At 71.4% G+C, this 26,030-nt stretch carries 18 protein-coding genes, 1 rRNA gene and 1 pseudogene; 11 read left to right on the forward strand and 9 right to left on the reverse strand.

Annotation, left to right across the window (positions count from 1 at the left end):
- Positions 1-275 precede the first annotated feature (275 nt).
- Genes ACGFZQ_RS22630 through ACGFZQ_RS22650 form a run of 5 tightly spaced genes read left to right on the forward strand, consistent with a single transcriptional unit; the run spans position 276 to position 8,174 of the window.
- Positions 276-3,110, forward strand: a complete 2,835-nt coding sequence (locus ACGFZQ_RS22630; RefSeq protein WP_393841794.1) for a nitrate- and nitrite sensing domain-containing protein — start codon at positions 276-278, stop codon at positions 3,108-3,110.
- Positions 3,107-3,541 carry a roadblock/LC7 domain-containing protein gene (locus ACGFZQ_RS22635; protein WP_351735471.1) on the forward strand — a complete coding sequence of 145 codons (435 nt, stop codon included), beginning with the start codon at positions 3,107-3,109 and terminating at the stop codon, positions 3,539-3,541. The genes ACGFZQ_RS22630 and ACGFZQ_RS22635 overlap by 4 nt, the downstream gene beginning before the upstream one ends.
- Positions 3,542-3,550: 9 nt before the next feature.
- Positions 3,551-3,946 carry a DUF742 domain-containing protein gene (locus ACGFZQ_RS22640; protein WP_351706908.1) on the forward strand — a complete coding sequence of 132 codons (396 nt, stop codon included), beginning with the start codon at positions 3,551-3,553 and terminating at the stop codon, positions 3,944-3,946.
- A gap of 24 nt (positions 3,947-3,970) precedes the next feature.
- Entirely contained in the window at positions 3,971-7,588 is a 3,618-nt protein-coding gene (locus tag ACGFZQ_RS22645) for a hydantoinase B/oxoprolinase family protein (protein ID WP_393841795.1), read from the forward strand.
- The gene (locus ACGFZQ_RS22650; RefSeq protein WP_362565505.1) at positions 7,569-8,174 is read left to right on the forward strand and encodes an ATP/GTP-binding protein; all 606 of its coding nucleotides are present in this window, start codon (positions 7,569-7,571) and stop codon (positions 8,172-8,174) included. Before ACGFZQ_RS22645 ends, ACGFZQ_RS22650 begins: the two co-directional genes overlap by 20 nt.
- A 62-nt stretch (positions 8,175-8,236) precedes the next feature.
- Here ACGFZQ_RS22650 and glpK read toward each other — a convergent pair whose 3' ends face one another.
- The 5 genes from glpK to ACGFZQ_RS22675 all read right to left on the reverse strand — a co-directional run bounded on the left by glpK (position 8,237) and on the right by ACGFZQ_RS22675 (position 14,241).
- Positions 8,237-9,754, reverse strand: a complete 1,518-nt coding sequence (gene glpK / locus ACGFZQ_RS22655) for a glycerol kinase GlpK (RefSeq protein ID WP_393841796.1) — start codon at positions 9,752-9,754, stop codon at positions 8,237-8,239.
- A gap of 54 nt (positions 9,755-9,808) precedes the next feature.
- Positions 9,809-10,546 carry an MIP/aquaporin family protein gene (locus tag ACGFZQ_RS22660; RefSeq protein WP_393841797.1) on the reverse strand — a complete coding sequence of 246 codons (738 nt, stop codon included), beginning with the start codon at positions 10,544-10,546 and terminating at the stop codon, positions 9,809-9,811.
- A gap of 305 nt (positions 10,547-10,851) precedes the next feature.
- Complete coding sequence (locus ACGFZQ_RS22665) at positions 10,852-12,495, reverse strand: EAL domain-containing protein (RefSeq protein WP_393841798.1); 1,644 nt, start codon at positions 12,493-12,495, stop codon at positions 10,852-10,854.
- A gap of 112 nt (positions 12,496-12,607) precedes the next feature.
- Positions 12,608-13,798, reverse strand: a complete 1,191-nt coding sequence (locus ACGFZQ_RS22670; protein WP_393841799.1) for a lipid-transfer protein — start codon at positions 13,796-13,798, stop codon at positions 12,608-12,610.
- On the reverse strand, positions 13,795-14,241 hold the full coding sequence (locus tag ACGFZQ_RS22675; protein ID WP_393841800.1) for a Zn-ribbon domain-containing OB-fold protein: 447 nt from the start codon (positions 14,239-14,241) through the stop codon (positions 13,795-13,797). The genes ACGFZQ_RS22670 and ACGFZQ_RS22675 overlap by 4 nt, the downstream gene beginning before the upstream one ends.
- A gap of 187 nt (positions 14,242-14,428) precedes the next feature.
- Here ACGFZQ_RS22675 and ACGFZQ_RS22680 point away from each other — a divergent pair, with 187 nt between their 5' ends.
- Positions 14,429-14,962: an NUDIX domain-containing protein gene (locus ACGFZQ_RS22680; protein ID WP_393841801.1), complete on the forward strand. Its 534-nt coding sequence runs from the start codon at positions 14,429-14,431 to the stop codon at positions 14,960-14,962.
- A 10-nt stretch (positions 14,963-14,972) separates the two neighbouring features.
- Here the strand turns inward: ACGFZQ_RS22680 and ACGFZQ_RS22685 are convergent, their stop codons facing one another.
- Positions 14,973-17,333 (reverse strand): glycoside hydrolase family 31 protein, encoded by a 2,361-nt coding sequence (locus ACGFZQ_RS22685; protein WP_393841802.1) that lies wholly within the window; start codon positions 17,331-17,333, stop codon positions 14,973-14,975.
- Between the two features lie 212 nt (positions 17,334-17,545).
- On the opposite strand from ACGFZQ_RS22685, the gene ACGFZQ_RS22690 reads away from it, so the two are divergent.
- Positions 17,546-19,513 (forward strand): acetoacetate--CoA ligase, encoded by a 1,968-nt coding sequence (locus tag ACGFZQ_RS22690; protein ID WP_393841803.1) that lies wholly within the window; start codon positions 17,546-17,548, stop codon positions 19,511-19,513.
- A gap of 18 nt (positions 19,514-19,531) precedes the next feature.
- Here the strand turns inward: ACGFZQ_RS22690 and ACGFZQ_RS22695 are convergent, their stop codons facing one another.
- Positions 19,532-20,851, reverse strand: a complete 1,320-nt coding sequence (locus ACGFZQ_RS22695; RefSeq protein ID WP_393841804.1) for an aminotransferase class I/II-fold pyridoxal phosphate-dependent enzyme — start codon at positions 20,849-20,851, stop codon at positions 19,532-19,534.
- Between the two features lie 45 nt (positions 20,852-20,896).
- Between ACGFZQ_RS22695 and ACGFZQ_RS22700 the strand changes: the two genes are divergently transcribed.
- From ACGFZQ_RS22700 to ACGFZQ_RS22710, 3 genes and pseudogenes are all read left to right on the forward strand, one after another.
- Positions 20,897-21,037 carry a hypothetical protein gene (locus ACGFZQ_RS22700; RefSeq protein ID WP_393841805.1) on the forward strand — a complete coding sequence of 47 codons (141 nt, stop codon included), beginning with the start codon at positions 20,897-20,899 and terminating at the stop codon, positions 21,035-21,037.
- Positions 21,038-21,055: 18 nt separating this feature from the next.
- Positions 21,056-22,171 (forward strand): annotated as a pseudogene (locus ACGFZQ_RS22705) (MFS transporter); the annotation flags it as partial.
- A 22-nt stretch (positions 22,172-22,193) separates the two neighbouring features.
- On the forward strand, positions 22,194-23,087 hold the full coding sequence (locus ACGFZQ_RS22710) for a hypothetical protein (RefSeq protein WP_351735443.1): 894 nt from the start codon (positions 22,194-22,196) through the stop codon (positions 23,085-23,087).
- Between the two features lie 70 nt (positions 23,088-23,157).
- Here ACGFZQ_RS22710 and ptsP read toward each other — a convergent pair whose 3' ends face one another.
- Positions 23,158-24,828, reverse strand: coding sequence for a phosphoenolpyruvate--protein phosphotransferase (ptsP, locus tag ACGFZQ_RS22715; RefSeq protein WP_351735441.1), 1,671 nt, complete (start codon positions 24,826-24,828; stop codon positions 23,158-23,160).
- 96 nt (positions 24,829-24,924) lie between these two features.
- Positions 24,925-25,374 (reverse strand): PTS glucose transporter subunit IIA, encoded by a 450-nt coding sequence (locus ACGFZQ_RS22720; RefSeq protein ID WP_393841806.1) that lies wholly within the window; start codon positions 25,372-25,374, stop codon positions 24,925-24,927.
- Positions 25,375-25,940: 566 nt separating this feature from the next.
- Between ACGFZQ_RS22720 and ACGFZQ_RS22725 the strand changes: the two genes are divergently transcribed.
- Positions 25,941-26,030: ribosomal RNA gene (locus ACGFZQ_RS22725) — 16S ribosomal RNA — on the forward strand; the annotation flags it as partial.

The raw sequence follows: 26,030 nt of genomic DNA on the forward strand, positions 1-26,030 counted from the left end.
AACTCGCCCGATGATTCCCAACCAGTGAAAATTTCCGGCCAACTGATCCTTCGTGTCGTTCCCGCCCTCACACACGCGAAGTCGGCGCGATCGCGGTGGCAATCTCCCGCAATGCCCGGACATCTCTCCCTGTCCGTTCCCCATGACCCGGCCCCGAGGCGGAAGTTCATCGTCCGGACGCGTCTTCGAGTTATCCATGTGGCGGTAGTAGGCTCGCGCCGTTTGTTGACGTACATGTGTACCCCCGGCCGGCGGGGGTCGAGCTGGGGGAGGCCATGCGCTTTCGCGGGAAGTCGATCCGCCGGAAGATCGTGGCGCTGCTTCTCGTGCCGCTGGTGTCCCTGACGGCCGTCTGGGGCTTCGCGGCCGTGCTCACGGGGCGCGAGGTCACCCAGCTGTTCCAGGTGTCGCACACCGTCGAGGACATCGGCTACCCCACGGAGGACGCCGCCCGGGTCCTCCAGCAGGAACGCCGGCAGACCCTCGTCTATCTCGCCGACCCGCGCGCCGCCGACGGACTCGCCGCCCTGCACCGCACCCGCGCCGCCACCGACGGCGCTGTCGCGGAACTGCGGAAGAACGCCGGGAGGCAGGACGCCCGCGACGGCATGAGCGCCGACGACGCCGAACGCCTCACCGCCGTGCTCGACGCGTTCGAGGGCATCGACGCCCTGCGCCGCAGTGTCGAACAGGGCACCGTCAGCCGCGCCCAGGCCCTCGACCTCTACAACCGCGTCGTCGACCCCTGCTACACACTGCTCGCCTCCCTCGGCGGGATCGACGACGTCGAGATGGACAAGCAGGCCCGCGCCCTCATCAACATCACCCGCGCCCGCGAACTCCTCTCCCGCGAGGACGCCCTGCTCGGTTCCGACCTCGTGGTCGGGAAGATCTCCCGCGACGAAACCCGTCAGATCTCCGACCTCGTCGCCCAGCGCACCCTCCTGTACGACATCAGCCTGCCGCTGCTGCCGTCGTCGGAACGCGACCGCTTCGACCGCTTCTGGAAGAACGCCACGACCGCCCCGCTGCGGACCGCGGAGCAGTCCGTGATCGACGCCGGATCCGGTGTGCCGAACGACGTCAGCGCCAAGAGCTGGGACACCGCCGCCGCCAACGTGCTCGACGAACTGCGCACCCTGGACGACCAGGTCGGTGACCGCTACCAGGACCGCATCCGGCCCGTCGTCGTCTCCGTGATCGTCCAGGCGGCCGTCGTCGGTGTCCTCGGCATGGTCGCCGTGATGTTCTCGCTGGTCGTGTCGGTCCGGGTCGGCCGAAGCCTCATCCGCGACCTGCGGCTGCTGCGCCAGGAGGCGCACGATGCCTCCGGGGTCCGGCTGCCGAGCGTGATGCGCCGGCTGTCCGCGGGCGAACAGGTCGACGTGGAGACCGAGGTCCCGCGCCTGGAGTTCGACAGGAACGAGATCGGCGAGGTCGGCCAGGCCCTCAACACCCTGCAGCGCGCCGCCGTGGAGGCCGCCGTCAAGCAGGCCGAACTGCGCTCGGGTGTCTCCGAGGTCTTCGTCAACCTGGCCCGCCGCAGCCAGGTCCTGCTGCACAAGCAACTCACCCTGCTCGACACCATGGAGCGCAGGACCGAGGACACCGACGAACTCGCCGACCTCTTCCGCCTCGACCACCTCACCACCCGCATGCGCCGGCACGCCGAGGGCCTGGTGATCCTCTCCGGCGCCGCCCCCTCGCGGCAGTGGCGCCGCCCCATCCAGCTGATGGACGTGGTACGTGCCGCCGTGGCCGAGGTCGAGGACTACGAGCGCATCGAGGTCCGCCGGCTGCCCCGCGTCGCCGTCACCGGCCCCGCCGTCGCCGACCTCACCCACCTCGTGGCCGAACTCCTGGAGAACTCCACGGTGTTCTCGCCGCCGCACACCGCCGTCCAGGTCCTCGGCGAGCGGGTCGCCAACGGCTTCACCCTGGAGATCCACGACCGGGGTCTCGGCATGGCGGCCGAGGCACTTCTCGACGCCAACCTGCGGCTCGCCGAGACCCCCGAGTTCGAGCTCTCCGACACCGACCGGCTCGGCCTGTTCGTGGTCAGCCGCCTCGCCCAGCGTCAGAACGTCCGCGTCTCCCTCCAGCCGTCCCCCTACGGAGGCACCACCGCCGTCGTCTTCATCCCCGACGTACTGCTGACCGACGACATCCCCGACACCAACGGGATCGGCTTCCGCCTCGACCGCGAGCGGCCCGCCTCGGAGACCGAACCCGAGGGGAGCCTCGCCACCACCCTGACCAAGGTGTCGGGGCAGCGGCCCGGGCTGCCGACCGCGCTCCTGGGCGGACCGGTCGAGCTGGAGGCCCCCGTCGACCTGGACGCGCTGGACGACTTCCCGGGCGCCCTCACCGAAGAGGACAGCGAGCGCGGTGGCCTGTTCCGCCCCCGCCGCTCCCTCGCCCGCGCCGACGACGACACCGCGCCCGTCGTGAGCGAGCTGCATCAGCCCGCCCCCGACACCGCGGACGGCCTCCGCGACGAGCGTCCCAGCGGCCCCGTGCCGCTGCCCCGACGGAGTACGCCCAAGCTGGTCAGCTCGCACGGCAAGCCCGTCACCGAGCAGCGCTCCCGCCGCGCCGGACCGGACGACCGGGACCCGGCGGACGCGGGCCGGCCCGAACCGGGCGGACTCGCCCCGCTGCCCTCCCGCCGCCGCACCGAGCCGTCCCCGCAGCGCACCGGCGGCCCGGCCGACCGCGTCGAGGAGGGCACGGCGCCCCAGGCCGGCGGCCCGGACGAACCCTCCGGTCCCCCTGCCCTGCCCCGGCGCACCCGCCGCTCCGCGATCACCTCCGGCAGCGGCACCGACGACTCCGTACCGCCCCTCGGCAGCACACCCCCGGAGGCCGCACCCGGCACCCGGCCGCTGCCCCGGCGGGTACGGCAGGCCAACCTGGCCCCACAGCTGCGACAGGACCCCGCCCGACCCGCCGGGCACGAGCCGGATCCCGCCGAGCGCGACGCCGACGAGGTCCGCAACCGCATGGCCTCGCTCCAGCGCGGCTGGCAGCGCGGCCGGGCGGAGAACACCGCGGGCGACGGGTCCCGGGACGGCACAGCACAAGGAACGACTAAGGGGGACGGTCGATGACCGATCCGAAGGCGACCGGCCACACGGCGACGGACAAGGGTGAGCTGAACTGGCTCCTGGACGACCTGGTGGACCGGGTCGCCAGTATCCGCAAGGCCGTGGTGCTCTCCGGCGACGGCCTGGCCACCGGTGTCTCCAAGGACCTCACCAGAGAGGACGGCGAGCACCTGGCGGCCGTGGCCTCCGGCTTCCACAGCCTCGCCAAGGGCGTGGGCCGGCACTTCGAGGCGGGCAGCGTCCGGCAGACCGTCGTCGAGCTCGACGACGCCTTCCTGTTCGTCACCGCCGCCGGCGACGGCAGCTGCCTGGCCGTCCTCTCCGACGCCGACTCCGACGTCGGCCAGGTCGCGTACGAGATGACACTCCTGGTCAAGCGGGTCGGCGTACATCTGGGGTCCGCTCCGCGCACCGATCTGCCCTCGGGCGGGTAGTGGGATGACATGAGCGGAGACGGTCAGGGAAGAAGTCACTGGTTCGACGACGAGGCCGGACCGGTCGTCCGTCCGTATGCCATGACGCGGGGCCGCACCACCAGTGCGGCCCAGCACCGCCTCGATCTGATCGCGGTGGTCGTCACGGAGGCCCACGCGGACGACCCGGAGGACGACCGGACGCTCTCCCCGGAGCACGTGGACATCGTCGAGCTGTGCCGTGACACCCCGCAGTCGGTCGCCGAGCTGGCTTCCGGACTCGATCTGCCCGTCGGAGTGGTCCGGGTCCTCGTCGGCGACCTCGTCGACGGTGAACTCGTCCATGTCAACCGCCCGGTCCCCCCGGCCGAGCTGGTGGACGAGAGTATTCTGCGCGACGTGATCAACGGCCTCCGGGCGCTGTGACCGGCGCGGATGCGGAGAAGTGACGTGACAGGCTGGCAGTTCTGGGTCGACCGCGGCGGTACGTTCACCGACGTCGTCGCGCGGCGCCCGGACGGCCGGCTGCTCACCCACAAACTGCTCTCCGACAACCCCGCGCGGTACGCCGACGCCGCGGTGGCAGGCGTGCGTGAGCTGCTCGACGGCTCCGGCGACCAGGTAGACGCCGTCCGCATGGGCACCACGGTCGCCACCAACGCGCTGCTGGAACGCAAGGGCGAGCGCACCCTGCTCGTCATCACCCGCGGCTTCCGCGACGCCCTGCGCATCGCTTACCAGAACCGCCCCCAGATCTTCGCCCGCCGCATCGACCTGCCCGAACTGCTGTACGAACGGGTCGTCGAGGCCGACGAGCGCATCGCCGCCGACGGCACCGTCCTGCGCGCCCCCGACCTGGCCGCCCTGGCGGGCCCGCTCCGGGAGGCGTACGACGACGGGATCCGGGCCGTCGCCGTCGTCTGTATGCACAGCCATCTCCACCCCGCCCACGAGCAGGCGATCGGCGCGCTGGCCGCCCGCACCGGCTTCCCGCAGATCTCGCTGTCCAGCGAGGTCAGCCCGCTGATGAAGCTCGTCCCGCGCGGCGACACCGCCGTCGTCGACGCCTACCTGTCGCCCGTACTGCGCCGCTACGTCCGCCATGTCGCCGACGAACTCGAAGGCGTGCGGCTGATGTTCATGCAGTCCAACGGCGGGCTCGCCGAGGCCGGGCAGTTCCGCGGCAAGGACGCCATCCTCTCCGGACCGGCCGGAGGGATCGTCGGCATGGCCCGGATGTCGCAGCTCGCCGGCTTCGACCGGGTCATCGGCTTCGACATGGGCGGCACCTCCACCGACGTCTCCCACTTCGCCGGCGAGTACGAACGGGTCTTCACCACCCAGATCGCGGGCGTCCGGCTGCGCGCCCCGATGCTGGACATCCACACCGTCGCCGCGGGCGGCGGCTCGGTGCTGCACTTCGACGGCTCCCGCTACCGCGTCGGCCCCGACTCGGCCGGCGCCGACCCCGGCCCGGCCTGCTACCGGGGCGGCGGCCCGCTCACGGTGACCGACGCCAACGTCATGCTCGGCCGGATCCAGCCCGCCCACTTCCCCCACGTGTTCGGACCCGACGGCGACCAGCCCCTCGACGCCGACCTCGTCCGTGACCGCTTCACCGGCCTCGCGCGGGAGATCCGCGAACAGGCCGGCGACGACCGCTCCCCGGAACAGGTCGCCGAGGGCTACCTCAGCGTCGCCGTGGCCAACATCGCCAACGCCGTGAAGCGGATCTCCGTCCAGAAGGGGCACGACGTCACCCGCTACGCCCTCACCACCTTCGGCGGGGCCGGCGGCCAGCACGCGTGCATGGTCGCCGACTCGCTCGGTATCCGCACCGTCCTGGTGCCGCCCATGGCGGGCCTCCTGTCCGCGCTCGGCATCGGCCTCGCCGACACCACCGCCATGCGCGAACAGTCCGTCGAGGCCCCCCTGGAGCCCGCCGCCATGCCCGGCGTCCGCAAGACCGCCGACGACCTGGAGGCCGCGGCCCGCTCCGAACTCCTCGCCGAGGACGTCCCGGAGGACCGCATCGAAGTCACCCGCCGCGCCCAGCTCCGCTACGACGGCACCGACACCACTCTCACCGTCGAGCTCGCCGAGCCCGACGCGATGAAACACGCCTTCGAAGAACGTCATCGCGCCACGTACTCCTTCACGCTCGACCGTCCGGTCGTCGTCGAAGCCCTCTCCGTGGAAGCCACCGGCATCACCCAACCCCCCGATCTCTCCGCCCTCGCCCCGTACGAAGGCCGTCCCGCCGACCCGGAAACCGTCCGCCTCCACACCGGCGGCGCCTGGCGCGACGTACCCCTCCACCGCCGCGAGGGCCTTCCCCCCGGCGGATCGGTCACCGGCCCGGCGATCATCACCGAGGCCGGCGCCACGACCGTCGTCGACGACGGCTGGCGGGCCGCGGCGACCGACGACGGGCATCTGGTCATGGAACGCGCGACGGTTACGCAGAGTTCCGATCTCGACACAGAAGCGGATCCGGTTCTGCTGGAGGTCTTCAACAACCTCTTCATGTCGATCGCCGAACAGATGGGCGCCCGGCTGGAGTCGACGGCCCAGTCCGTCAATATCAAGGAACGCCTGGACTTCTCCTGCGCCCTGTTCGACCCGGACGGGAACCTGGTGGCCAACGCCCCGCACATCCCCGTCCACCTGGGCTCCATGGGGACCAGCGTGAAAGAGGTCATCCGCCGCCGCGGCACCTCGATGCGCCCCGGGGACACCTACGCCGTCAACGACCCGTACCACGGCGGCACGCATCTGCCCGACGTCACCGTGATCACACCGGTCTTCGCCACGCAGGGTGAGCGGATCCTTTTCTACGTCGCCTCCCGCGGCCACCACGCCGAGATCGGCGGCATCGCCCCCGGCTCGATGCCCGCCGACAGCCGCACCATCGACGAGGAGGGCGTCCTCTTCGACAACTGGCTCCTCGCCGAGAACGGCCGGTTCCGCGAGGCCGAGACCCGGGGGCTGCTCGCCGGGGCCCGCTACCCCTCCCGCAACATCCGCACCAACCTCGCCGACCTGCGCGCCCAGATCGCCGCCAACCGCAAGGGCGTCGACGAAGTCGGCCGCATGATCGAGGAGTTCGGCCTCGACGTCGTCCAGGCCTACATGCGTCACGTCCAGGACAACGCGGAGGAAGCGGTCCGCCGCGTCATCGACGCCCTGGACGACGGCGAGTACGCCTACGAGACCGACTCCGGCGCCGTCATCCGCGTACGCGTGCGCGTGGACCGCGACGACCGGCGCGCGACCATCGACTTCACGGGCACCTCCGCGCAGCTGGACACCAACTTCAACGCCCCGTTCGCCGTCGTCAACGCGGCCGTGCTGTACGTCTTCCGTACCCTGGTCGCCGACGACATCCCGCTCAACGACGGCTGCCTGCGCCCCCTGGACATCGTCGTACCATCCGGATCGATGCTCGCCCCCGAGCCGCCGGCCGCAGTCGTCGCAGGCAACGTCGAGACCTCCCAGGCCATCACCGGCGCCCTCTACGCGGCGCTCGGCGTCCAGGCCGAGGGCTCCGGCACCATGAACAACGTCACCTTCGGCAACGAGCGCCACCAGTACTACGAGACCGTCGCCTCCGGATCCGGAGCGGGCGACGGGTTCCCCGGCGCGAGCGTCGTACAGACCCACATGACCAACTCCCGGCTCACCGACCCGGAAGTCCTGGAGTGGCGACTGCCCGTCCGCCTCGACGAGTTCGCCGTACGGCGGGGCAGTGGCGGCACGGGCCGCTGGCACGGCGGGGACGGCGCGCTGCGCCGCATCCGCTTCCTCGAACCCATGACCGTCTCCACCCTGTCCCAGCACCGCCGTGTGCCGCCGTACGGCATGGCGGGCGGCGCACCCGGCGCGCTCGGCGCCAACCGGGTGGAGCGTGCCGACGGCACGGTCACCGAGCTCGGCGGCAGCGACAGCGCGGACGTCGGCGCAGACGACGTACTAGTCATCGAAACCCCAGGTGGCGGCGGATACGGAAGCCCGTCACCCGATACCCATCAAGCAGGAGAAGAGATCGATGATCTTCGGGCGATCTGAGCGCGGCAAGCCCCCGGTCGAGCCCGTCACGCTCAAGATCCTCGTGGCCGGCGGCTTCGGCGTGGGCAAGACGACCCTGGTCGGCGCGGTGAGCGAGATCAGGCCGCTGCGCACCGAGGAGGTGCTCACCGAGGCCGGGCGTCCGGTCGACGACACCAACGGCGTCGAGGGCAAGCACACCACCACCGTCGCCATGGACTTCGGCCGCATCACCCTGCGCGAGGACCTGGTGCTGTACCTGTTCGGCACGCCGGGGCAGGAGCGGTTCTGGTTCATGTGGGACGAGCTGTCCGAGGGCGCGCTGGGCGCTGTCGTGCTCGCCGACACGCGCCGCCTGGAGGACTGTTTCGCGGCCGTCGACTATTTCGAGCGGCGCTCCATACCGTTCCTGGTCGGCGTCAACTGCTTCGAGGGTGCGGACCGTTACCCGGCCGAGGACATCCGCAAGGCCCTCGACCTCGATGCGGACGTACCGGTCCTGCTGTGCGACGCCCGGGACCGCGAGTCGGTCAAGAAGGTGCTCATCGGCGTCGTCCAGCACGCGATGGCGTACGCGGCGGACCACCGGCAGACCGTCACCACCTGAGGCGCCGGCACGGCCCGTACCCCCGCCGACCGGGGTACGGGCCGTGGTCCCGGGGCAGGCGGCTACTCGCCGTCCTCCAGCCAGCCGAAGCTCTTTTCCACGGCCTTGCGCCAGTTCGCGTACTCCCTGTCGCGCACCGACGCCTCCATGGCGGGCGTCCACTCCACGTCCTTCTGCCAGTGCGACTTGAGCTCGTCGAGGTCGTTCCACACGCCGGTCGCCAGGCCGGCCGCATAGGCGGCGCCCAGGCAGGTCGTCTCGGAGACCCGGGGCCGGATGACCGGCACCCCGAGGACGTCGGCCTGGTGCTGCATCAGCAGGTTGTTCTTGGTCATGCCGCCGTCCACCTTCAGGGTCGTGATCTGCACCCCGGAGTCCTGGTACATGGCGTCCACGACCTCCCGCGTCTGCCAGCTGGTGGCCTCAAGCACCGCGCGGGCGAGGTGTGCCTTCGTGACGTACCGGGTCAGCCCGGTGACGACCCCGCGCGCGTCCGAGCGCCAATAGGGCGCGAACAGGCCGGAGAAGGCGGGCACGATGTAGGCGCCGCCGTTGTCGTCGACGCTCGCGGCCAGGGTCTCGATCTCGTCGGCGGTGCGGATGATGCCGAGCTGGTCCCGGAACCACTGGACGAGTGCGCCCGTGATGGCGATCGACCCCTCGAGGCAGTACACCGGCGCCTCGTCGCCGATCTTGTAGCCCATCGTCGTCAGCAGTCCGTTCTTGGACGGCACCGGCCGGTCGCCGGTGTTGAGCAGCAGGAAACTGCCCGTTCCGTAGGTGTTCTTCGCGGTGCCGACGTCGTAGCAGGCCTGCCCGAAGACCGCCGCCTGCTGGTCGCCCAGCGCGGACGCCACCGGCACCCCGGCGAGCTGGCCGACGGCGGTGCCGTACACCTCGGCGGATGACCTGATCTCGGGCAGGACGGCGGCGGGGATGTTCATCGCGGACAGGATGGAGGTGTCCCACTGGAGGGTCTCCAGGTTCATCAGCATGGTCCGCCCGGCGTTGGTGACGTCGGTGACGTGCCGGCCGCCGTCGATGCCGCCGGTGAGGTTCCAGATCAGCCAGGAGTCGATGGTCCCGAAGGCGATCTCGCCGCGCTCGGCCCGGTCCCGGAGCCCGGGCACGTTGTCCAGCAGCCAGGCCGCCTTGGGCCCGGAGAAGTAGCTGGCCAGGGGCAGCCCGGTCTGGTCACGGAACCGGTCCTGGCCGTCGCTGCCGCCGAGTTCGTTGCACAGGGCCGCGGTGCGGGTGTCCTGCCAGACGATCGCGTTGTGCACGGGCTTGCCGGTGGCGCGGTCCCACAGGACCGTGGTCTCGCGCTGGTTGGTGATGCCGAGCGCGCTCAGCTGGTCGGCGCGCAGCCCCGCGTTGGCGAGCGCCCCGGCGACCACGGCCTGCACCTTGGACCAGATCTCGGTGGCGTCGTGCTCCACCCAGCCGGGCTTGGGGAAGATCTGGCGGTGCTCGCGCTGGTCGACGGCGACGATCGCGCCGCCGTGGTCGAAGATGATGCAGCGGCTCGACGTGGTGCCCTGGTCGATTGCGGCGACGTACCTCTCGGCGGTGTCCGTCATGGCTACCCCTTGGTCGCTGGGTCGGAAGGCTGCGTGGGATCGGAAGGCCGCGTTTCAGAAGGCCGCGTTGTAGATGAGGCCCGCGAGTGCCCCGCCGACCAGCGGGCCGACCACCGGGATCCAGGCGTAGCCCCAGTCGGAGGTGCCCTTGTTCGGGATCGGCAGGAAGGTGTGCACGATCCGGGGGCCGAGGTCGCGCGTCGGGTTGATGGCGTAGCCCGTGGGCCCGCCCAGGGACAGCCCGATCCCGACGACGAGCAGCGAGACGATCAGCACGGTGGTGCCGGACTCGCCGAGCCCCTTGGTCAGCCCGAACGCGAGGATCGGCAGGACGAGTGCGATCGTCGCGATGATCTCGGTGATGAGGTTGGCGACCGGGTTGCGGATCTCCGGGATGGTGGAGAAAATGCCGAGCGTCGGTGTCGGCTCCTCCCCGGTGTCCTCGTCGACCACGTTGGCCTGGAACTGGGCCAGGTAGACCAGATACGTCAGAACGGCGCCGAGGATCGCGCCGACGAACTGCCCGAGCAGGTAGACCCAGACCTTGCCCCACTCGCCGGTGTCGACGGCGATGCCGATGGTGACGGCGGGGTTGAGCTGGCCGCCGGAGAGGGGAGCGGCGGTGTAGGCGCCGGCCAGGACGCCGAATCCCCAGCCGAACGCGATCACCACCCACCCCGCCGCTCTCGCCTTGGAGTGTCTGAGGGTGACGGCGGCGCAGACACCGGCACCGAAGAGGATCAGGATGGCCGTGCCGATGACTTCGCCGACGAATATGTCTCCGTTGCTCATGGCGGCTCCTAGGGCGCTGGCCGGGGGATCGACCCGGCGCATTGAGCAGGAACGGTTCCCTTGGCGACGTCAGCCGAAGGCAGGGAAGGTCCCGCGCCCCGCCCGGCGTCTGTGACGAGCGTGCCGTAGCAGCCGAATCGCCCATGGTGGAGCGGGCCTCAGGACAGGAGCAGCCCATGGCGCAGTGCCTGATTACGCCGAGAATGTACGGCGATGTCGACCGACACCGGAAGTTTTCACCGGCACTCAGGGAGCGTCAAGGTCGCCGACGGCAACGATGACAGGCAACTCGCCGGGAACGGCTTTCACGGCTCCACCGCCGCATAGCCGGCCTGGGCCGGATACGCGCCCGAGCCGCGCCGGATCTCGTACCCGGGCAGTCCCGCCCGCCCCAGCACCCAACTCGCCCCGCGCAGCGCCTTGGCCGCCTTCCTGAGCGGCGCGAGACACGCGGCCGCCACCCGGTGGTCGGCCACACCGCCGGGGCCGCACACGACGGTGGCCAGGGACAGCGTGACGGGACGGCCGCCCGCGGACCAGGGCGCGTCGAGCACGCCGGTCACCAGCCGGTCCAGCCCCTCCTCGTCGGCGAGCACCAGGAAGTCGTCCCCGCCGATGTGCCCCACGCGCGCGTGCCCGGCCACGGCCTGCTGGAGCGCCTGTCCCACCGCACGGATCAGCTCGTCGCCCGCGGCGAACCCGGCGCCGTCGTTGACCTGCTTGAAGTGGTCGATGTCCAGCCAGCTCAGGGCGAAGACACGGCCTTCCGCGATCCACCGGTCCGTCTCGCCCGTGATCGCGTCCGAACCGGGCAGCCGGGTCAGCGGATTGAGTCCGGCCGCCTCCTCGACGCGGGTCTCGGCGAGGGCGCGTACCAGGTCGGCGAGGCGCACGACGCCCACGCAGCGCCCGAGCCGGTCGACGACCGCCACATCGTCCGAGGTGCGGTCCCGGCCGCCGACGGCCACCACATCCAGGACCTCCCACGCGGTCGCGTCGACGCCGACCGTGCGCGGTGCGTCGCCCAGTTTGAAGGCCGGGCGGTCGGCGTACAGGGCGTGTCCGTAGCGGCCGGACATCGACAGCAGGAAGCGGGAGCGGTGCACCGAACGGACCGGGGCGCCCGCATGGTCCACCAGGAGGACGCCGGAGACGTCCGGGGAGCCGGTCAGCAGGGCCCGTACCTGCAACGCGGACGCGGTGACCGGCAGCAGCGCGGCGGGCCGGATGAACTCGCGCACGGACGGCCCGGAGCGCGGCGGGGGCACGGCGGCGGCCGAGCGCGGCGGAACGTACACGTCCGCCACCGGGATCCGGGCCGGGGGCGCGAACAGCTCGCCCTGGGCCAGCTGGGCCCCGGCCGACAGCGCGGCCGCGTACTGGAGCTCGGTCTCCACGCCTTCGACGGCCAGCAGGGCGCCCAGTTCCTCGCACAGGGTCCGCATCGCGCGTACCGCGGCCGGCCGGCCGAGCAGCGAGGCGTCGAGCTTGATCAGGTCGGGGGAGAGGTCGGTGAGCAGCCGCAGGGGCACGTCCCCGTCGCCGATGCCGTCGGCGCTGATCCGGAAGCCCTGGCCGCGCAGCGTCGCCACGGCCTCCAGCAGGGCCCGGTGCGGCACGTGCGTGTACGGCGGCACGATGTCCAGGGTCACCTCCCAGGGCATCCGTCCGGCTTCGCGGATGGCCCTGGGCAGCGGGCCGATGCCGCCCAGGTCGGCGAGCGTGGCCGCGAACACGTTGATGTGCAGCGGCAGCAGCGCCTCCTTGCGAGCCGCCGCGCGCAGGGCCAACACGGCCAGCCTGCCGTCGAGTTCGGGGTTGCGGCGGGCTTCGGCGAGGATGTCACCGGTCTCGGGGCGGGCAAGGATCTCCAGTGCGGCGATCCCGCCGGTCGTCAGATTGACCACCGGCTGGAAGGCGAAACGGAGAGCATCCGTCCAGGAGCGCACGGGAGCATGATGACGCCAACGGCGTACGCCCAGGGGCAGTTCATAAGACGTTCACGCACCATTTCGAGGTGGTCACGCACCGTGTGCAACCTCTGCTGTCACACCTGTCCCGTCAGCGCACCGCTATCACGGACGAGCCGTGTCCGAACAGCCCCTGATTGGCCGTGATCCCTACGCGCGCGTGCGCCACCTGGCGGTCGCCCGCAGCGTCCCTCAACTGCCAGGTCAGCTCGCAGACCTGGGCGATCGCCTGGGCCGGCACCGCCTCCCCGAAGGACGCGAGCCCACCGCTGGCGTTGACGGGTATCCGCCCGCCCAGGGATGTCGCTCCCTCGCGCAGCAACTTGGCCGCCTCGCCCTCGGCGCACAGCCCCAGATCCTCGTACCACTGCAACTCCAGTGCGGTGGACAGGTCGTACACCTCCGCCAGGGAGAGCTCCTCGGGGCCGATGCCCGCCTCCTCGTAGGCCGCCCGCGCGATCGATGCCCGGAAGGGCTCCGCCGGGGGTTCGACCGTCGCCGCGGAGTCCGTGGCGATGTCCGGCAGGTCCAGCACCGTGCTCGGATAGCGCGGTGTGACCGTGGACACCGCGCGGATCCGCACCGGCCGGGCCGCTCCGTGCCGGTGCGCGAACTCCAGGCTGGACAGCACCAGGGCGGCACCGCCGTCGGAGGTCGCGCAGATGTCCAGCAGCCGCAGCGGATCGGCGACCACCTGGGAGGCGGCGACCTGCTCGGCGGTGACCCGCTCGCGGTAGCGGGCGTACGGATTGAGCGCGCCCAGGGCCGCGTTCTTCACCTTGACCAGCGCGAAGTCCTCCGGGGTGTCCCCGAAGACCGCCATCCGCCGGCGCGCGTACAGCCCGAAGTACGTGGGATTGGTCGCGCCCAGCAGCCGGAAGCGCAGCCAGTCGGGATCCTCGGGGCGGTCGCCTCCGGCGGGCCGGAAGAAGCCCTTGGGTGCCGCGTCCGCGCCCACCACGAGCACCACGTCCGCGAGTCCCGCCAGGATCTGCGCCCGCGCCGCGGCGATCGCCTGCGCCCCGGACGCGCATGCCGCGTACACGCTCGCGACGCGCGCTCCCTGCCAGCCCAGCGCCTTGGCGAAGGTCGCGCCCGCGACATAGCCGGGATACCCGCCACGCACCGTGTCCGCGCCCACGACGGAGCCGATGTCCCGCCACCGCAGTCCCGCGTCCGCAAGGGCCGCGCGGGCCGCCGCCGTCCCGTACTCGACGAAACTGCGCCCCCACTTGCCCCACGGGTGCATGCCCACGCCGAGGACCGCCACGTCCGCCGTCATGCCGTCACCCCCGTCGGCCGCCAGTGCCAGGTCGTCCAGGCCGTCTCCGCGTCCTCGCCCAGCACTCCGGGGACGACCTCGACCTCCATGCCCACCGCCAGATCGGCGACGGTGATCCCGGGAACCGCCTGCCCCAGCACCACGATCCGCTCGGACTCCAGCTCCACAGCGATCAACGCGTACGGCTCCCACGGAAGTTCCGGATCGCTCACATAGGGTGACGGCGGCCGGTATCGGCTGTCGGTGTACGACCAGATCCGCCCGCGCCGGGAGAGCGCGACCTCCTCCAGGGCGCCGCCGGCGCACTCGGGATTGCGGCAGTGGGCGTCCTCGCGCGGGAAGAAGACCGAGGCGCAGGCCGTGCAACGGGTGCCCAGGAGCCGGAACCCGTCCCCCTCGCCCGTGAACCAGCCCTCGACCGCGGGCGTGCGTGTACGCGACAAAGCTCCTCCAGGGCACGAGATCTGACGGAACGTCAGAAGTGTGCCACGGGTGGCCGCGATTGGGCAGGCCGCGCCCTCGGGTTCGCATCCCGCTGTCCGTTCCTGGTCGTCAGCATCGGTTCACTTCCGGAACGAGACGTTCCTCTGACCGTAAGACGTCGCCCTCGTGATCAGATAAAGTCCGCGCGTGTCCGAAAATCAGCACCCAATTGCCAACTCCGCTCCGGGCTCGCACTGTTCGAGCTGCGGAGCGCCCTACGGAGCGGGAGTCTCCGGCTGGCCGCGCACCTGCCCGGCCTGCGGCCACGTCACCTACCGCAACCCCCTGCCGGTGGCGATCGCCCTCCAGCCCGTGTACGACACGAAGGGCACCGCCCTGGTCGTCATCACCCGGACCGTCGCCCCCGCGCGCGGAGGCACGGCGCTGCCCGGCGGCTACGTCGACGACCGCGAGGACTGGCGGCACGCCGTCGTGCGCGAACTCAAGGAGGAGACCGGCATCGACGCGGCCGCGCGGGACGTACGGCTCGCCGACGCCATGAGCTCACCCGACGGGCACCTGCTGCTGTTCGGACTCCTCCCGGAACGCCCGGCCGAAGGACTCCCGCAGTCCCGTACGACGGACGAGACGGCGGGCTGGCACCTGCTGCGCAGGCCCGAGGAGCTCGCCTTCCCGCTGCACAGCGTGGCCGTTCGCGCGTGGTTCGAGGGCCGCTACTGAGCCCTCCGGCTCACCCCAGCCCCCGGATGCGCACCGGATGCGGCGGTTCACCCACGCCGTTGTCCCCCTCCCGTCTCACCACCACCCGCCGGCCCTCCCAGCGGGCGACGTAACGCTCGATCTCCGGCTCGTCCCAGCCGTCGCCCGTGTCCGGCACGAACAGCCCGCCCCCGGTCCGTCCCCGGGCGGGCGCCCACACCTCCAGCCCCACACCGCCGTCCTCGTCCCGCACGGGAAGGACGGCACCCGCGCGCGCGAGCACCGGAATCCGCGACAGCGGAGCGTCCACGAGCACCTGCCCCGGCCCCTCGTACGCCCGCTCCGTCAGCGTGTCGTACCAGCGCCCCCGGGGCAGCTGCACCGCCCGCCGGTCGGCGCCCGGATCCAGCACCGGAGCCACCAGCAGACCGTCGCCCAACAGGAACGCGTCCTCGCAGTCGCGCAGCGCCCGGTCCTCCGGCGCACCCCACCACAGGGGCCGCACATAGGGTGCGCCGGTCCGCCGGGCCAGATGCGCCAGCGTCATGAAGTACGGCAACAGGCGCCGCCGTTCCAGGAGTGCCACGCGCGCGTGCTCCAGTACCTCGACCCCGAACTCCCACGGCTCCCTGCGCCCCGCCCGCATGCTCGCGTGCGTGCGGAACAGCGGCAGATAGGCACCCAGCTGGAACCAGCGCAGAAACAGCTCGGGCGACGGGCTCCCGTCGAAACCGCCCACGTCCGGCCCGGAGTACGGCACCCCGCACAGCCCTAGCCCCAGCACCAGCGACAGGGACGCGCGCAGCCCCGGCCAGCCGGTCGCGACGTCACCGGACCAGGCACCCCCGTAACGCTGCAGGCCGGCCCAGCCGGAGCGGGAGAACAGGAACGGCCGCTCCTTGGGCGCCAGTTCGCGCAGCCCCTCGTAGGCCGCCCGCGCCATGCAGAGTGCGTAGACGTTGTGCGCCTCCCGGTGGTCACCGCCGCGACCCTCCAGGGCGTGCCGTGACGCGCGTGGCAGTGTGGACTCGCCGAACGCGGTGAAGGACGTCGGCTCGTTCATGTCGTGCCAGAACCCGGCGAAGCCCAGCGCGAGCCGCTCCTCGTACAGCCCGCCCCACCACTTGCGCACGCGCGCGTGCGTGAAGTCGGGATAGACCGCCTCGCCGGGCCACACCACACCCTCCACCAACCGCCCCGACGGATCCCGCACAAAGGCGTCGACCCCCGTCCCGCTGTCGTAGACCGTGTTGCCCGGCTCGGCCTTCACCGCCGGGTCCACGATCGACACCAGCCGGACCCCGTCCCGCCGCAGTTCATCGGCCAGCGTCGGCAGCTTCGGGAAGTGCTCGTGGTCGACCGTGAACACCTGATGGGCGTCGTAGTGGTCGATGTCCAGATGGACGGCGTCCAACGGCAGACCGCGCTCCTGGTAACCGGCGACGATCCGCCGGACCTCCTGCTCGCTGCCGAAACCCCAGCGCGCGTGGTGATGACCCAGCGCCCACGCCGGCGGCAGCGCGGGCGCGCCCGTGAGCGAGGCCCAGGCGTGCAGCACGCGCGCGGGCGTGCCCACCATCACCCAGCAACGCAGCGGACCGCCGTCCATCCGCAGCTCGCACCGCCCGGTCCGGTCATGGCCGGAGCCGGCGCCCTCCTCGCCCTCCCGGAGGGTCACCGTGCCGTCCCACGAGGTGTCGTGGAACACCAGATGCGTGGCCGCGTCCGCCACCACCAGCTGCACCGGCATGGTGATGTACAGCGGATCGTCATCGGGCCCGAAGGCATGGCCGGGGTCGGTGTTCCACAGCCGGTACGTGCCGTCGCGCAGCCGCGGCCCCGAGGCCCGCCCGCCGAGACCGAAGAACCGGGCGTCCGCGGCGACCTCCGACCGCTGCACCCAGCGCGCCGGGCCCCCGTCCACGGGTTCCCACCAGCGGGGTGGCAGATCCCGCCGCAGCATCACGCCACCGGGCGTGCACACCTCGACCGCGCCGTGCCGCGAGACGCTGACCGTCACCCGCTCCGCCACGACCCGCCAGCCGCCGTCCGTGTCCGGTTCGAGGACCGCCCGCGGATCCGGCTCCGGACAGCGGCCCGCGAGCGCGTACGACGGCTCGGGACCGGCCCCGTCCCAGCCCCAGAAGACCGCCCCGTTCACCGCGACCGTGATCCGCAGCTCCGACCGGCTGAAGCGGATCACCCCGCCACCCGGCCCGGGCACCGCCTCCTGCACCGCACCCGGCACCCGGGCACGCTCGGCCCCCCGCGCGGGCAGCCCGGCGGCGTCGATCCGCCTCCTGCGCCACGCCGCCCGTACGGTACGCAACCCCTGAGCCGCCTTCCTCGAACCGACCACTCTCACCGAACGCACCAGGTCACGACCGTCCATGCTGCTCACCCTGCCACTCGGCGCTCCACACCCGCGTGCCGTTCAACTGCCGTTCACCCGTGCCGGGACCACATCTTCACGACATGGACTATGTGGAGCGCACCCTGGTGTAGAAGTCGATCACATGGCATCGTCCCTGTCAGCCGCGTACGCGCACACCCCAGCCCGTGCGCGTCCGACGCACACCAGCGCAGAAGCCCGGGAGCCGCCCCATGTCGACCGCGAACCCCCAGCCGCTCTGGCAACCCGATCCGCACCGGATCGCCCAGGCACACATCACCAGGTTCCAGTCCTGGGCGGCGGAACACCACGGAGCCCCCGCCGAGGGCGGGTACCCGGCACTGCACCGCTGGTCCGTCGACCATCTGGACACGTTCTGGAAGGCCGTCACGGAGTGGTTCGACGTCCGGTTCTCGACGCCCTACGCGCGCGTGCTCGGCGACCGCGCGATGCCCGGCGCCGCATGGTTCCCCGGCGCGACGCTGAACTACGCCGAGCACGCCCTGCGCGCCGCCGCCACCCGCGCGGACGAACCCGCGCTCCTGTATGTCGACGAGACCCACGAACCGCTCCCGGTCACCTGGTCCGAACTGCGCCGCCAGGTGGGCTCCCTGGCCGCCGGTCTCCGCGCCCTCGGCGTCCGTCCGGGAGACCGCGTCAGCGGCTACCTCCCGAACATCCCGCAGGCCGTCGTCGCCCTCCTCGCCACCGCCGCCGTGGGCGCCGTGTGGACCTCCTGCGCCCCCGACTTCGGCGCCCGCAGCGTCCTGGACCGCTTCCAGCAGGTCGAACCCGTCGTCCTGTTCACCGTCGACGGCTACCGCTACGGCGGCAAGGAACACGACCGCCGCGAGATCGTCGCCGAACTCCGCCGCGAACTGCCCACCCTGCGCGCCGTCGTCCACATCCCGCTGCTCGGCACCACCGCCCCCGAAGGCGCCCTGGAGTGGTCGGCCCTGACCTCCGCCGACACCGAGCCCGAGTTCGAGCAGGTCCCGTTCGGCCACCCCTTGTGGGTCCTGTACTCCTCCGGCACCACCGGCCTGCCCAAGGCCATCGTCCAGTCCCAGGGCGGCATCCTGGTCGAACACCTCAAACAGCTCGGCCTGCACTGCGACCTGGGCCCCGAGGACCGTTTCTTCTGGTACACCTCGACCGGCTGGATGATGTGGAACTTCCTCGTCTCCGGCCTCCTCACGGGCACCACGATCGTCCTGTACGACGGCAGCCCCGGCTACCCCGACACCGGCGCCCAGTGGCGGGTCGCCGAACGCACCCAAGCCACCCTCTACGGCACCTCCGCCGCCTATGTGATGGCCTGCCGCAAGGCCGGCGTGCACCCCTCCCGCGACTTCGACCTGTCCAAGGTGCGGTGCGTCGCCACCACCGGCTCACCACTGCCCCCGGACGGCTTCCGCTGGCTGCACGACGAGGTCCGCGACGACCTGTGGATCGCCTCCGTCAGCGGCGGCACCGACGTGTGCTCCTGCTTCGCGGGCGCCGTACCCACCCTCCCGGTCTACACCGGCGAACTCCAGGCACCCGGCCTCGGGACCGATCTCCAGGCCTGGGACCCGAACGGCAACCCCGTCATCGACGAGGTCGGTGAACTGGTCGTCACCAACCCCATGCCCTCGATGCCGATCCACTTCTGGAACGACCCCGACGGCAGCCGCTACCACGACAGCTACTTCGACATGTATCCCGGCGTCTGGCGGCACGGCGACTGGATCACCGTGACCTCCCGCGGCTCGGTGATCATCCACGGCCGCTCCGACTCCACGCTCAACCGCCAGGGCGTACGGATGGGCTCGGCCGACATCTACGAGGTCGTCGAACGCCTGCCCGAGATCAGGGAATCCCTCGTCATCGGCATCGAACAGCCCGACGGCGGCTACTGGATGCCCCTGTTCGTCCACCTGGCCCCGGGCGCCGTCCTCGACGAGGCCCTGCTGAACCGCGTCAAGCAGGCCATCCGCGAACAGCTCTCGCCGCGCCATGTCCCCGACGAGATCATCGAGGTCCCCGGCGTCCCGCACACCCTCACCGGCAAGCGCATCGAGGTCCCGGTCAAGCGCCTCCTCCAGGGCGCGCCCCTGGAGAAGGCCGTCAACCCCGGCTCCATCGACAACCTCGACCTGCTGAGCTTCTACGAGGACCTGGCCCGCAAACGCGCCTGACCGTCCCGACCGGGGCGCTCATCCGCCATAGGTGTCCTCGGACTCGCCCAGCACGGCGGCGAAGTCCGAGGCCAGCCGCACCGCGTCGGCCGGCTCCAGACCGGCGGTCGAGATCCGCACGCCCGGGCCGGCCGACATCCGGAACCGTGCTCCCGAGGCCACCCACCAGCCGTACGACCGCAGGCCGTTCACCACGGCCGACTCGTCCCGCACGGGCACCCACAGATTCATGCCGCTCACCCCGTGCGAGGCGATTCCGCGCCCGGCCAGCTCCCCGGCCAGCGCCTCGCGACGCAGCGCGTACGTCGCACGCGCGCGTGCCACCAACGCGCGCGTGCCCGCGTCCGTCATCAGCCCGAGCACCGTCTCCTGCAACAGGTGACTGACCCATCCCGAGGTCAGGAGCAGCAGCCCGTCGTGCCGGGCGAGCGAGACTGGATCGCAGGCGGCGGCCGCCCACCTCAGGTCGGTGCCCAGGAACTTGCTCACCGTCCGCACATGAACCCAACGCGCCAGTCCCGCGGCGGCCAGCGAGTGCAGCGGGGCGTCGGTCACCGAGGACGCGTGATCGTTCTCGATCACCAGGACGTCGGATTCCTCCCGCAGCGCATCGGCCAGGGTGTCCCGACGGGCCGCCGAGAAGCAGCCGCCGTACGGATTCTGCGCCCTGGGGCTGCACACCACGGCGCGCACGCCCGCGCGCAGCGCCGTGCGCAGCGCCTCAGGACGCATCCCCTCGTCGTCCACGGCCACCGGTACGATCCGCAGCCCCAACGCCGGGACGAGGTCCAGCAGGTGGTGGTAACCGGGGTCCTCCATGGCCACGGCGTCCCCGGGCCGCAGCTCCACGGCGAGCAGCCGGCCGATCAGATCCAGCGCTCCGTGCGCGAACGTCACATGCTCCACCGGCACACCGTCCGGCCTCAGCCAGTCGCGTACGGTCTCCTCCAGCCGGGCGAGCCGGGGCGCCGAACGGTGCGACCGGGCGCCGGGGGAGAGCCGCGAGGGCGGCACCAGGCCGGGGAGCAGGGCGGGATCCGGATGCCCGCCGGCCAGGTCCCGGAGCCCTTCGGGGACCCTGGGCGGCCGTCGTGACGCCACCGCCGGAGCAGATGCCACCACGGTGCCGCCCCGCCCGTGCGTGACGACGATCCCGCGCTGCCTCAGCTCCTTGTACGCCGTCGCGACCGTGCCCGGACTCACCCCCAGATCCTCCGCGAGCCGCCGTACCGGAGGCAGCGCGGCCTCCGGTGCCAACGAGCCCTCGGCAACGCCCCGCTCGACGGATGCGGCAATCCCCTTGGCCGTCGTACCAGTGATCCCATATTGTGTTACCACGTTGGCAAGTATGTATCAGTACATAATTTCCGGCAAGGGGGAGCAGTGACGACGAAGCCCGGTGCGACCGCACGGACACCACGTGTACCCGGCGGGCGCGACGGACGCAGAATGCTGGCCATCGCCCTCGTCGACCGCGTCGGCAGCGGCCTGTGGGCGTCGGTCTCGGTCCTGTACTTCACCTAGGTCTCCGGCCTCTCCCTCGCCGAAGTCGGCACCCTCGCCGCCGTGTCGGGTGCCATCGGCATCGCGGGAGCCCCGCTGGCCGGCCGTATCGCCGACCGGCTCCCCCTCACCCGCGTCCTGATCGCGCTCCAGCTCCTGCGCGCGCTTGCCTCCTTCGCCCTGCTCACCACGGACGACTACGCCCTGCTGCTCGCGGTCTCGGCCGTCGGCGCCCTCGGGGACCGTGCCGCCAACGTCCTCACGAAGCTGTACGCCACCCGCATCGCGGGCCCCGACCGTGTCCGCTACCAGGCCCTCAACCGCACCGTCGCCAACGCCGGCTGGGCCCTGGGCGGCCTCGCCGCCGCGGCGGCCCTGGCGCTGGACAGCACCATGGCCTACCGCTGGCTCCTGGCGGGCGACGCCCTCTCGTTCGTCGCGGCCGCACTCCTGACCCTGCGCTGCGGCGAACCCCCGTCGCCGGCCCGGGTCGTGGCCGGCTCAGGGACCACACCGCGACCCGCGAAGCCGGCCAACCCCTGGCGCGACCGCGCCTACCTCGCCTACGTCGCCACCGACACTGTCCTCTTCCTCGACGACGGCGTCTTCAAGGTCGGCCTGCCACTGTGGATCGCCCACAGCGACCAGGTGCCCCACGGCCTCGCACCCCTGCTGCTCGTCCTCAACAACGTCATGGTCGTGGCGCTCCAAGTCCCCCTGGCCCGCCTCGGCACCAGCAGCGAAGCCGCCCGCCGGCTACTCGTCCCGCTCTCCGCCGCATTCGCTCTCGGCGGCATCACGATGTCCCTCTCCGCCACCGGCGGCACTCTCACGGCAACCCTCCTGCTCACCGCCGCGGCCGCCGCCTTCACCGCCGCCGAGATGCTCCACGCCACCATCTCCTGGGAACTCTCCGTCGCCCTGGCCCCCGACACCGCCCTGGGCGCCTACCTCGGAGTCCACGGACTCGCCCAGTCCGCTCAGCGCAGCATCGGCCCACTCGCCGTCACCGCCGCCATCGCCACCGGCCCTCTAGGCTGGACCGCATTCGGCGCTGCCATCGCCCTGACCTGCGGAATTCAACACCGCCTGGTCCGTGACCGGCTTCCGCAGCCCTCATTGTCAGTGGTGCCGGTTACTGTGAGTGAGCATTGATCGACTGATCACAGGGGGAACCATGGCGCACACCGACCACCGGGCCATGCGACGCGTCCTGCGCCGCGAAATCGCCGGCACCATCGGCCTGCTGACCGACGAACACGACTTCCGCGCCATGCGGCGCTACCGCACCTTCACCTTCGACGACCACCCCACCTACCTGGAACAGATCGAAGCCCTCCTCAGGACCCGCGCCGCGGAAGGCACCCACACCACACTCGCCCTCTTCGACCCCGAGGAATACGCCGAGTTCTGCACGGCCACCGGACTCGCCCCGGACAACCCCGCGAGCCGCACCCGCTTCACCGCCGAACTCGCGGCCACCGGCGCCACCGTCCCCTACGACGGCCGACCCCTCACCGACCTGGTCCCCGTCCTCGTCGACGAAGCGGTACGCCAGGCCACCTGGGAGTACGCCAGTACCCTCCTGGCCCGCCTCGGCCCCTGCCCCACCTGCGGCGAGGACATCGGGCGCGCCGCCTTCGCCCGCGCCTCCCACCTCCTCAGCCGCATCCTCGACGCGGCCCCGCCAGGCGACCGGCACCTCGTGTGCAGCGTCTCCGGACCACCCGAAACGCTCGTCACCGTCCTCCACGCCGACCAGGACACCGAGGGCACCACCCACCTCGACGAAGCAGAAGCCCTCGAATTCACGAGCGTCCTCGCCCTCGGCCTCGCCACCCGCAGCCCCGGCGGACTCGTCATGCGCACCAGCGCCCCCGGCACCGCCGACCGCGTCTGCGGCTGGCGACTGCGCGGCGACCGCCTCGCACCGCTCACCGCGGCCGAGGTCTTCGACGCCTACTGCACCGACATCGAATCCGGCGACCTCATCTCCCCGGAATCAGACGTCGACTACTGCACACCGCCCGACCTGGGCGACCAGGAGACGACACCGGGCCACCACCACTGAAACGCCCCGGGGGCGCCCCACCCGCAGGTGGAGCGCCCCCGGAAGGACAGCCGATCAGGGCCGCGCCCGGCTATTCGCCCGACAGCACCGCCTGAGCCGCAGTGCGGGCCTCGTCCGCGCTGTCGGCGGCACGCGCGGCGGAAGCGGCCCGCTCGCACTGGGCCAGCGTGTACTTGGCCAGCGTCGCCCGGACATAGGGAATCGACGCCGCACCCATGGAGAGGGAGGTGACACCCAGACCGGTCAGCACACACGCCAACAGTGGATCGGACGCGGCCTCGCCGCAGACACCACAGCTCTTGCCCTCGGCCTTCGCCGCCTCCGCGGAGAGCGCGACCAGGTCGAGCAGCGCGGGCTGCCACGGGTCCTGCAGCCGGGACACCGCACCGACCTGACGGTCCGCGGCGAACGTGTACTGCGCCAGGTCGTTCGTGCCCAGCGACAGGAACTCGACCTCCTGGAGGATCGAACGCGCCCGCAGCGCGGCCGACGGAATCTCCACCATCGCGCCGAACTTGGCCCGCAGCCCCGCCGCACGGCAGGCGTCCGCGAACGCCCTGGCATCGGTACGGTCCGCCACCATGGGCGCCATGACCTCAAGGTAGACGGGCAGTCCCTCGGCCGCCTTCGCCAGCGCGGTCAGCTGCGTGCGCAGCACGTCGGGGTGGTCCAGCAGCGTCCGCAGACCGCGCACGCCCAGCGCGGGGTTGGGCTCATCCGCGGGAGTCAGGAAGTCCAGGGGCTTGTCCGCACCCGCGTCCAGCACCCGCACGACGACCCGGCCCTCCGGGAACGCCTCCAGTACCTGACGGTAGGCCTCGACCTGCTTCTCCTCGGACGGCGCGTTCTTGCTGTCGTCCAGGAACAGGAACTCGGTACGGAACAGACCCACACCCTCGGCGCCGGCCGCCACGGCCGCCGGCACATCCGCCGGTCCGCCCACGTTGGCCAGCAGCGGCACCTTGTGCCCGTCGGCGGTCACACCCGGACCGGTCGAGGCGGTCAGCGCGGCCTTGCGCTCGGCGGCCGCGGCCTCCAGCTCGGCCTTCTTCTCCGCACTCGGGTTCACGAAGATGTCGCCGGTGCTGCCGTCGACGGCGATCACCGTGCCCTCGACAAGTTCACCGGCGCCCGGCAGCGCCACCACGGCCGGCACACCGAGCGCCCGGGCCAGGATCGCGCTGTGACTCGTCGGCCCGCCCTCCTCGGTCACGAAACCGAGCACCAGAGTCGGGTCCAGGAGCGCGGTGTCCGCCGGCGCCAGATCCCGCGCGACCAGCACGTAGGGCTCGTCGCTGTCCGGGACACCCGGCATCGGAACCCCCAGCAGCCGGGCGACGATACGATTCCGCACATCGTCCAGGTCGGCCACCCGGCCGGCCAGGTACTCGCCCGCGCCGGCCAGCAGTTCGCGGTACGCGGCGAACGCGTCGTACACGGCACGCTCGGCGGTGCTGCCGACGGCGATCCGCCGCTCCACGTCGGCCATCAGCTCCGGGTCCTGGGCCATCATGGCCTGCGCCTCGAGCACCGCCTGGGCCTCACCGCCCGCCAGGTTGCCACGCGCCATCAGGTCGGCGGCCACGGCTTCCACGGCCTGCCGGGCACGCCCCGGCTCCCGCTCCGCCTCTTCCGCCGGAATCTGCTTGGCAGGCGGCTCCAGCACCGCCGTTCCCATGTGCCGAACCTCGCCGATCGCCACACCGTGGCTCACGCCGACGCCTCGCAGCGTTGTCTCCATCTCACCCGTCTCCGATAGTGCGGCGGGTCCCGCCGCCGCGATGGTTGTCGTGGTCGCCGCCCCTCTCCGTCATACGACGGGACGGCGGCGGGGTCGTCAGTTCCAGACGAAGAGGCTGTCGCCGGCCTTCACGTCACCGTCGTCACGGACGTCGGAAAGGGAGTCGGCCGTGGCCTCCAGGGCCACGACAGGGCACACCGGGGACTTGCCGGCGGCCTCGACCTCGGCCGGGTTCCAGCGGATGATGCCCTGGCCCCGGGTCACGGTGTCGCCCTTGTTGACGAGGAGTTCGAAGCCCTCGCCGTTGAGCTGCACCGTGTCGATACCGAGGTGGGTGAGCACGCCGTGGCCGCTCTCGTCGACGACGACGAAGGCATGCGGGTGAAGGGAGACGATGACGCCGTCCACGGGTGCCACGACTTCGGAAGGCTCACGCGCGGGGTCGATCGCTGTGCCCGGGCCGACCATGGCCCCGGAGAAGACCGGATCCGGCACAGCGGCCAGTCCGATGGCACGTCCTGCCAGCGGGGACGTCACGGTGGTCATGGGAAGCCTCCCGGAGATGGAGCTGCTTACGGGCCGTCATGCCTGTTCCGGACGGCACTGAGCAGCAGCGTATGTCATATGAAGTGGCGGTTCCGCATGGAAGCTACCAGCTAGTGGTCTAGACCACCAGCCTAATCGATTTGCACGGGCTCCGAGGCTCCGTGTACAGTCGTACTCCTGCTTGAGGCCGAGCGGCGCGCTAAAGCGTCCTCGCTTAGCAGCACCCAAATTTGTCAGATCCTAACTCGGGATCATCTTCCGCATGTCTGCGGGAGGGTGGTCAGAGGGCCGGAAAAACACTGATAGAGTTTGGAACACCGAAGGGAAGCCCGGAGGAAAGCCCGAGAGGGTGAGTACAAAGGAAGCGACCGTTCCTTGAGAACTCAACAGCGTGCCAAAAGTCAACGCCAGATATGTTGATACCCCGTCTCCGGCCGGTTTCCGGTTGGGGCGAGGTTCCTTTGAAGAAAAACACAGCGAGGATGCTGTGAACCATCGGATTATTCCTCCGGTGGTTCCGCTCTCGTGGTGTGCACCGGCTGGATTATTTTCTGGCCGAGTAAACATTCACGGAGAGTTTGATCCTGGCTCAGGACGAACGCTGGCGGCGTGCTTAACACATGCAAGTCGAACGATGAACCACTTCGGTGGGGATT

The organism is Streptomyces sp. NPDC048254 (assembly GCF_043201895.1).
Lineage (GTDB): Bacteria > Actinomycetota > Actinomycetes > Streptomycetales > Streptomycetaceae > Streptomyces.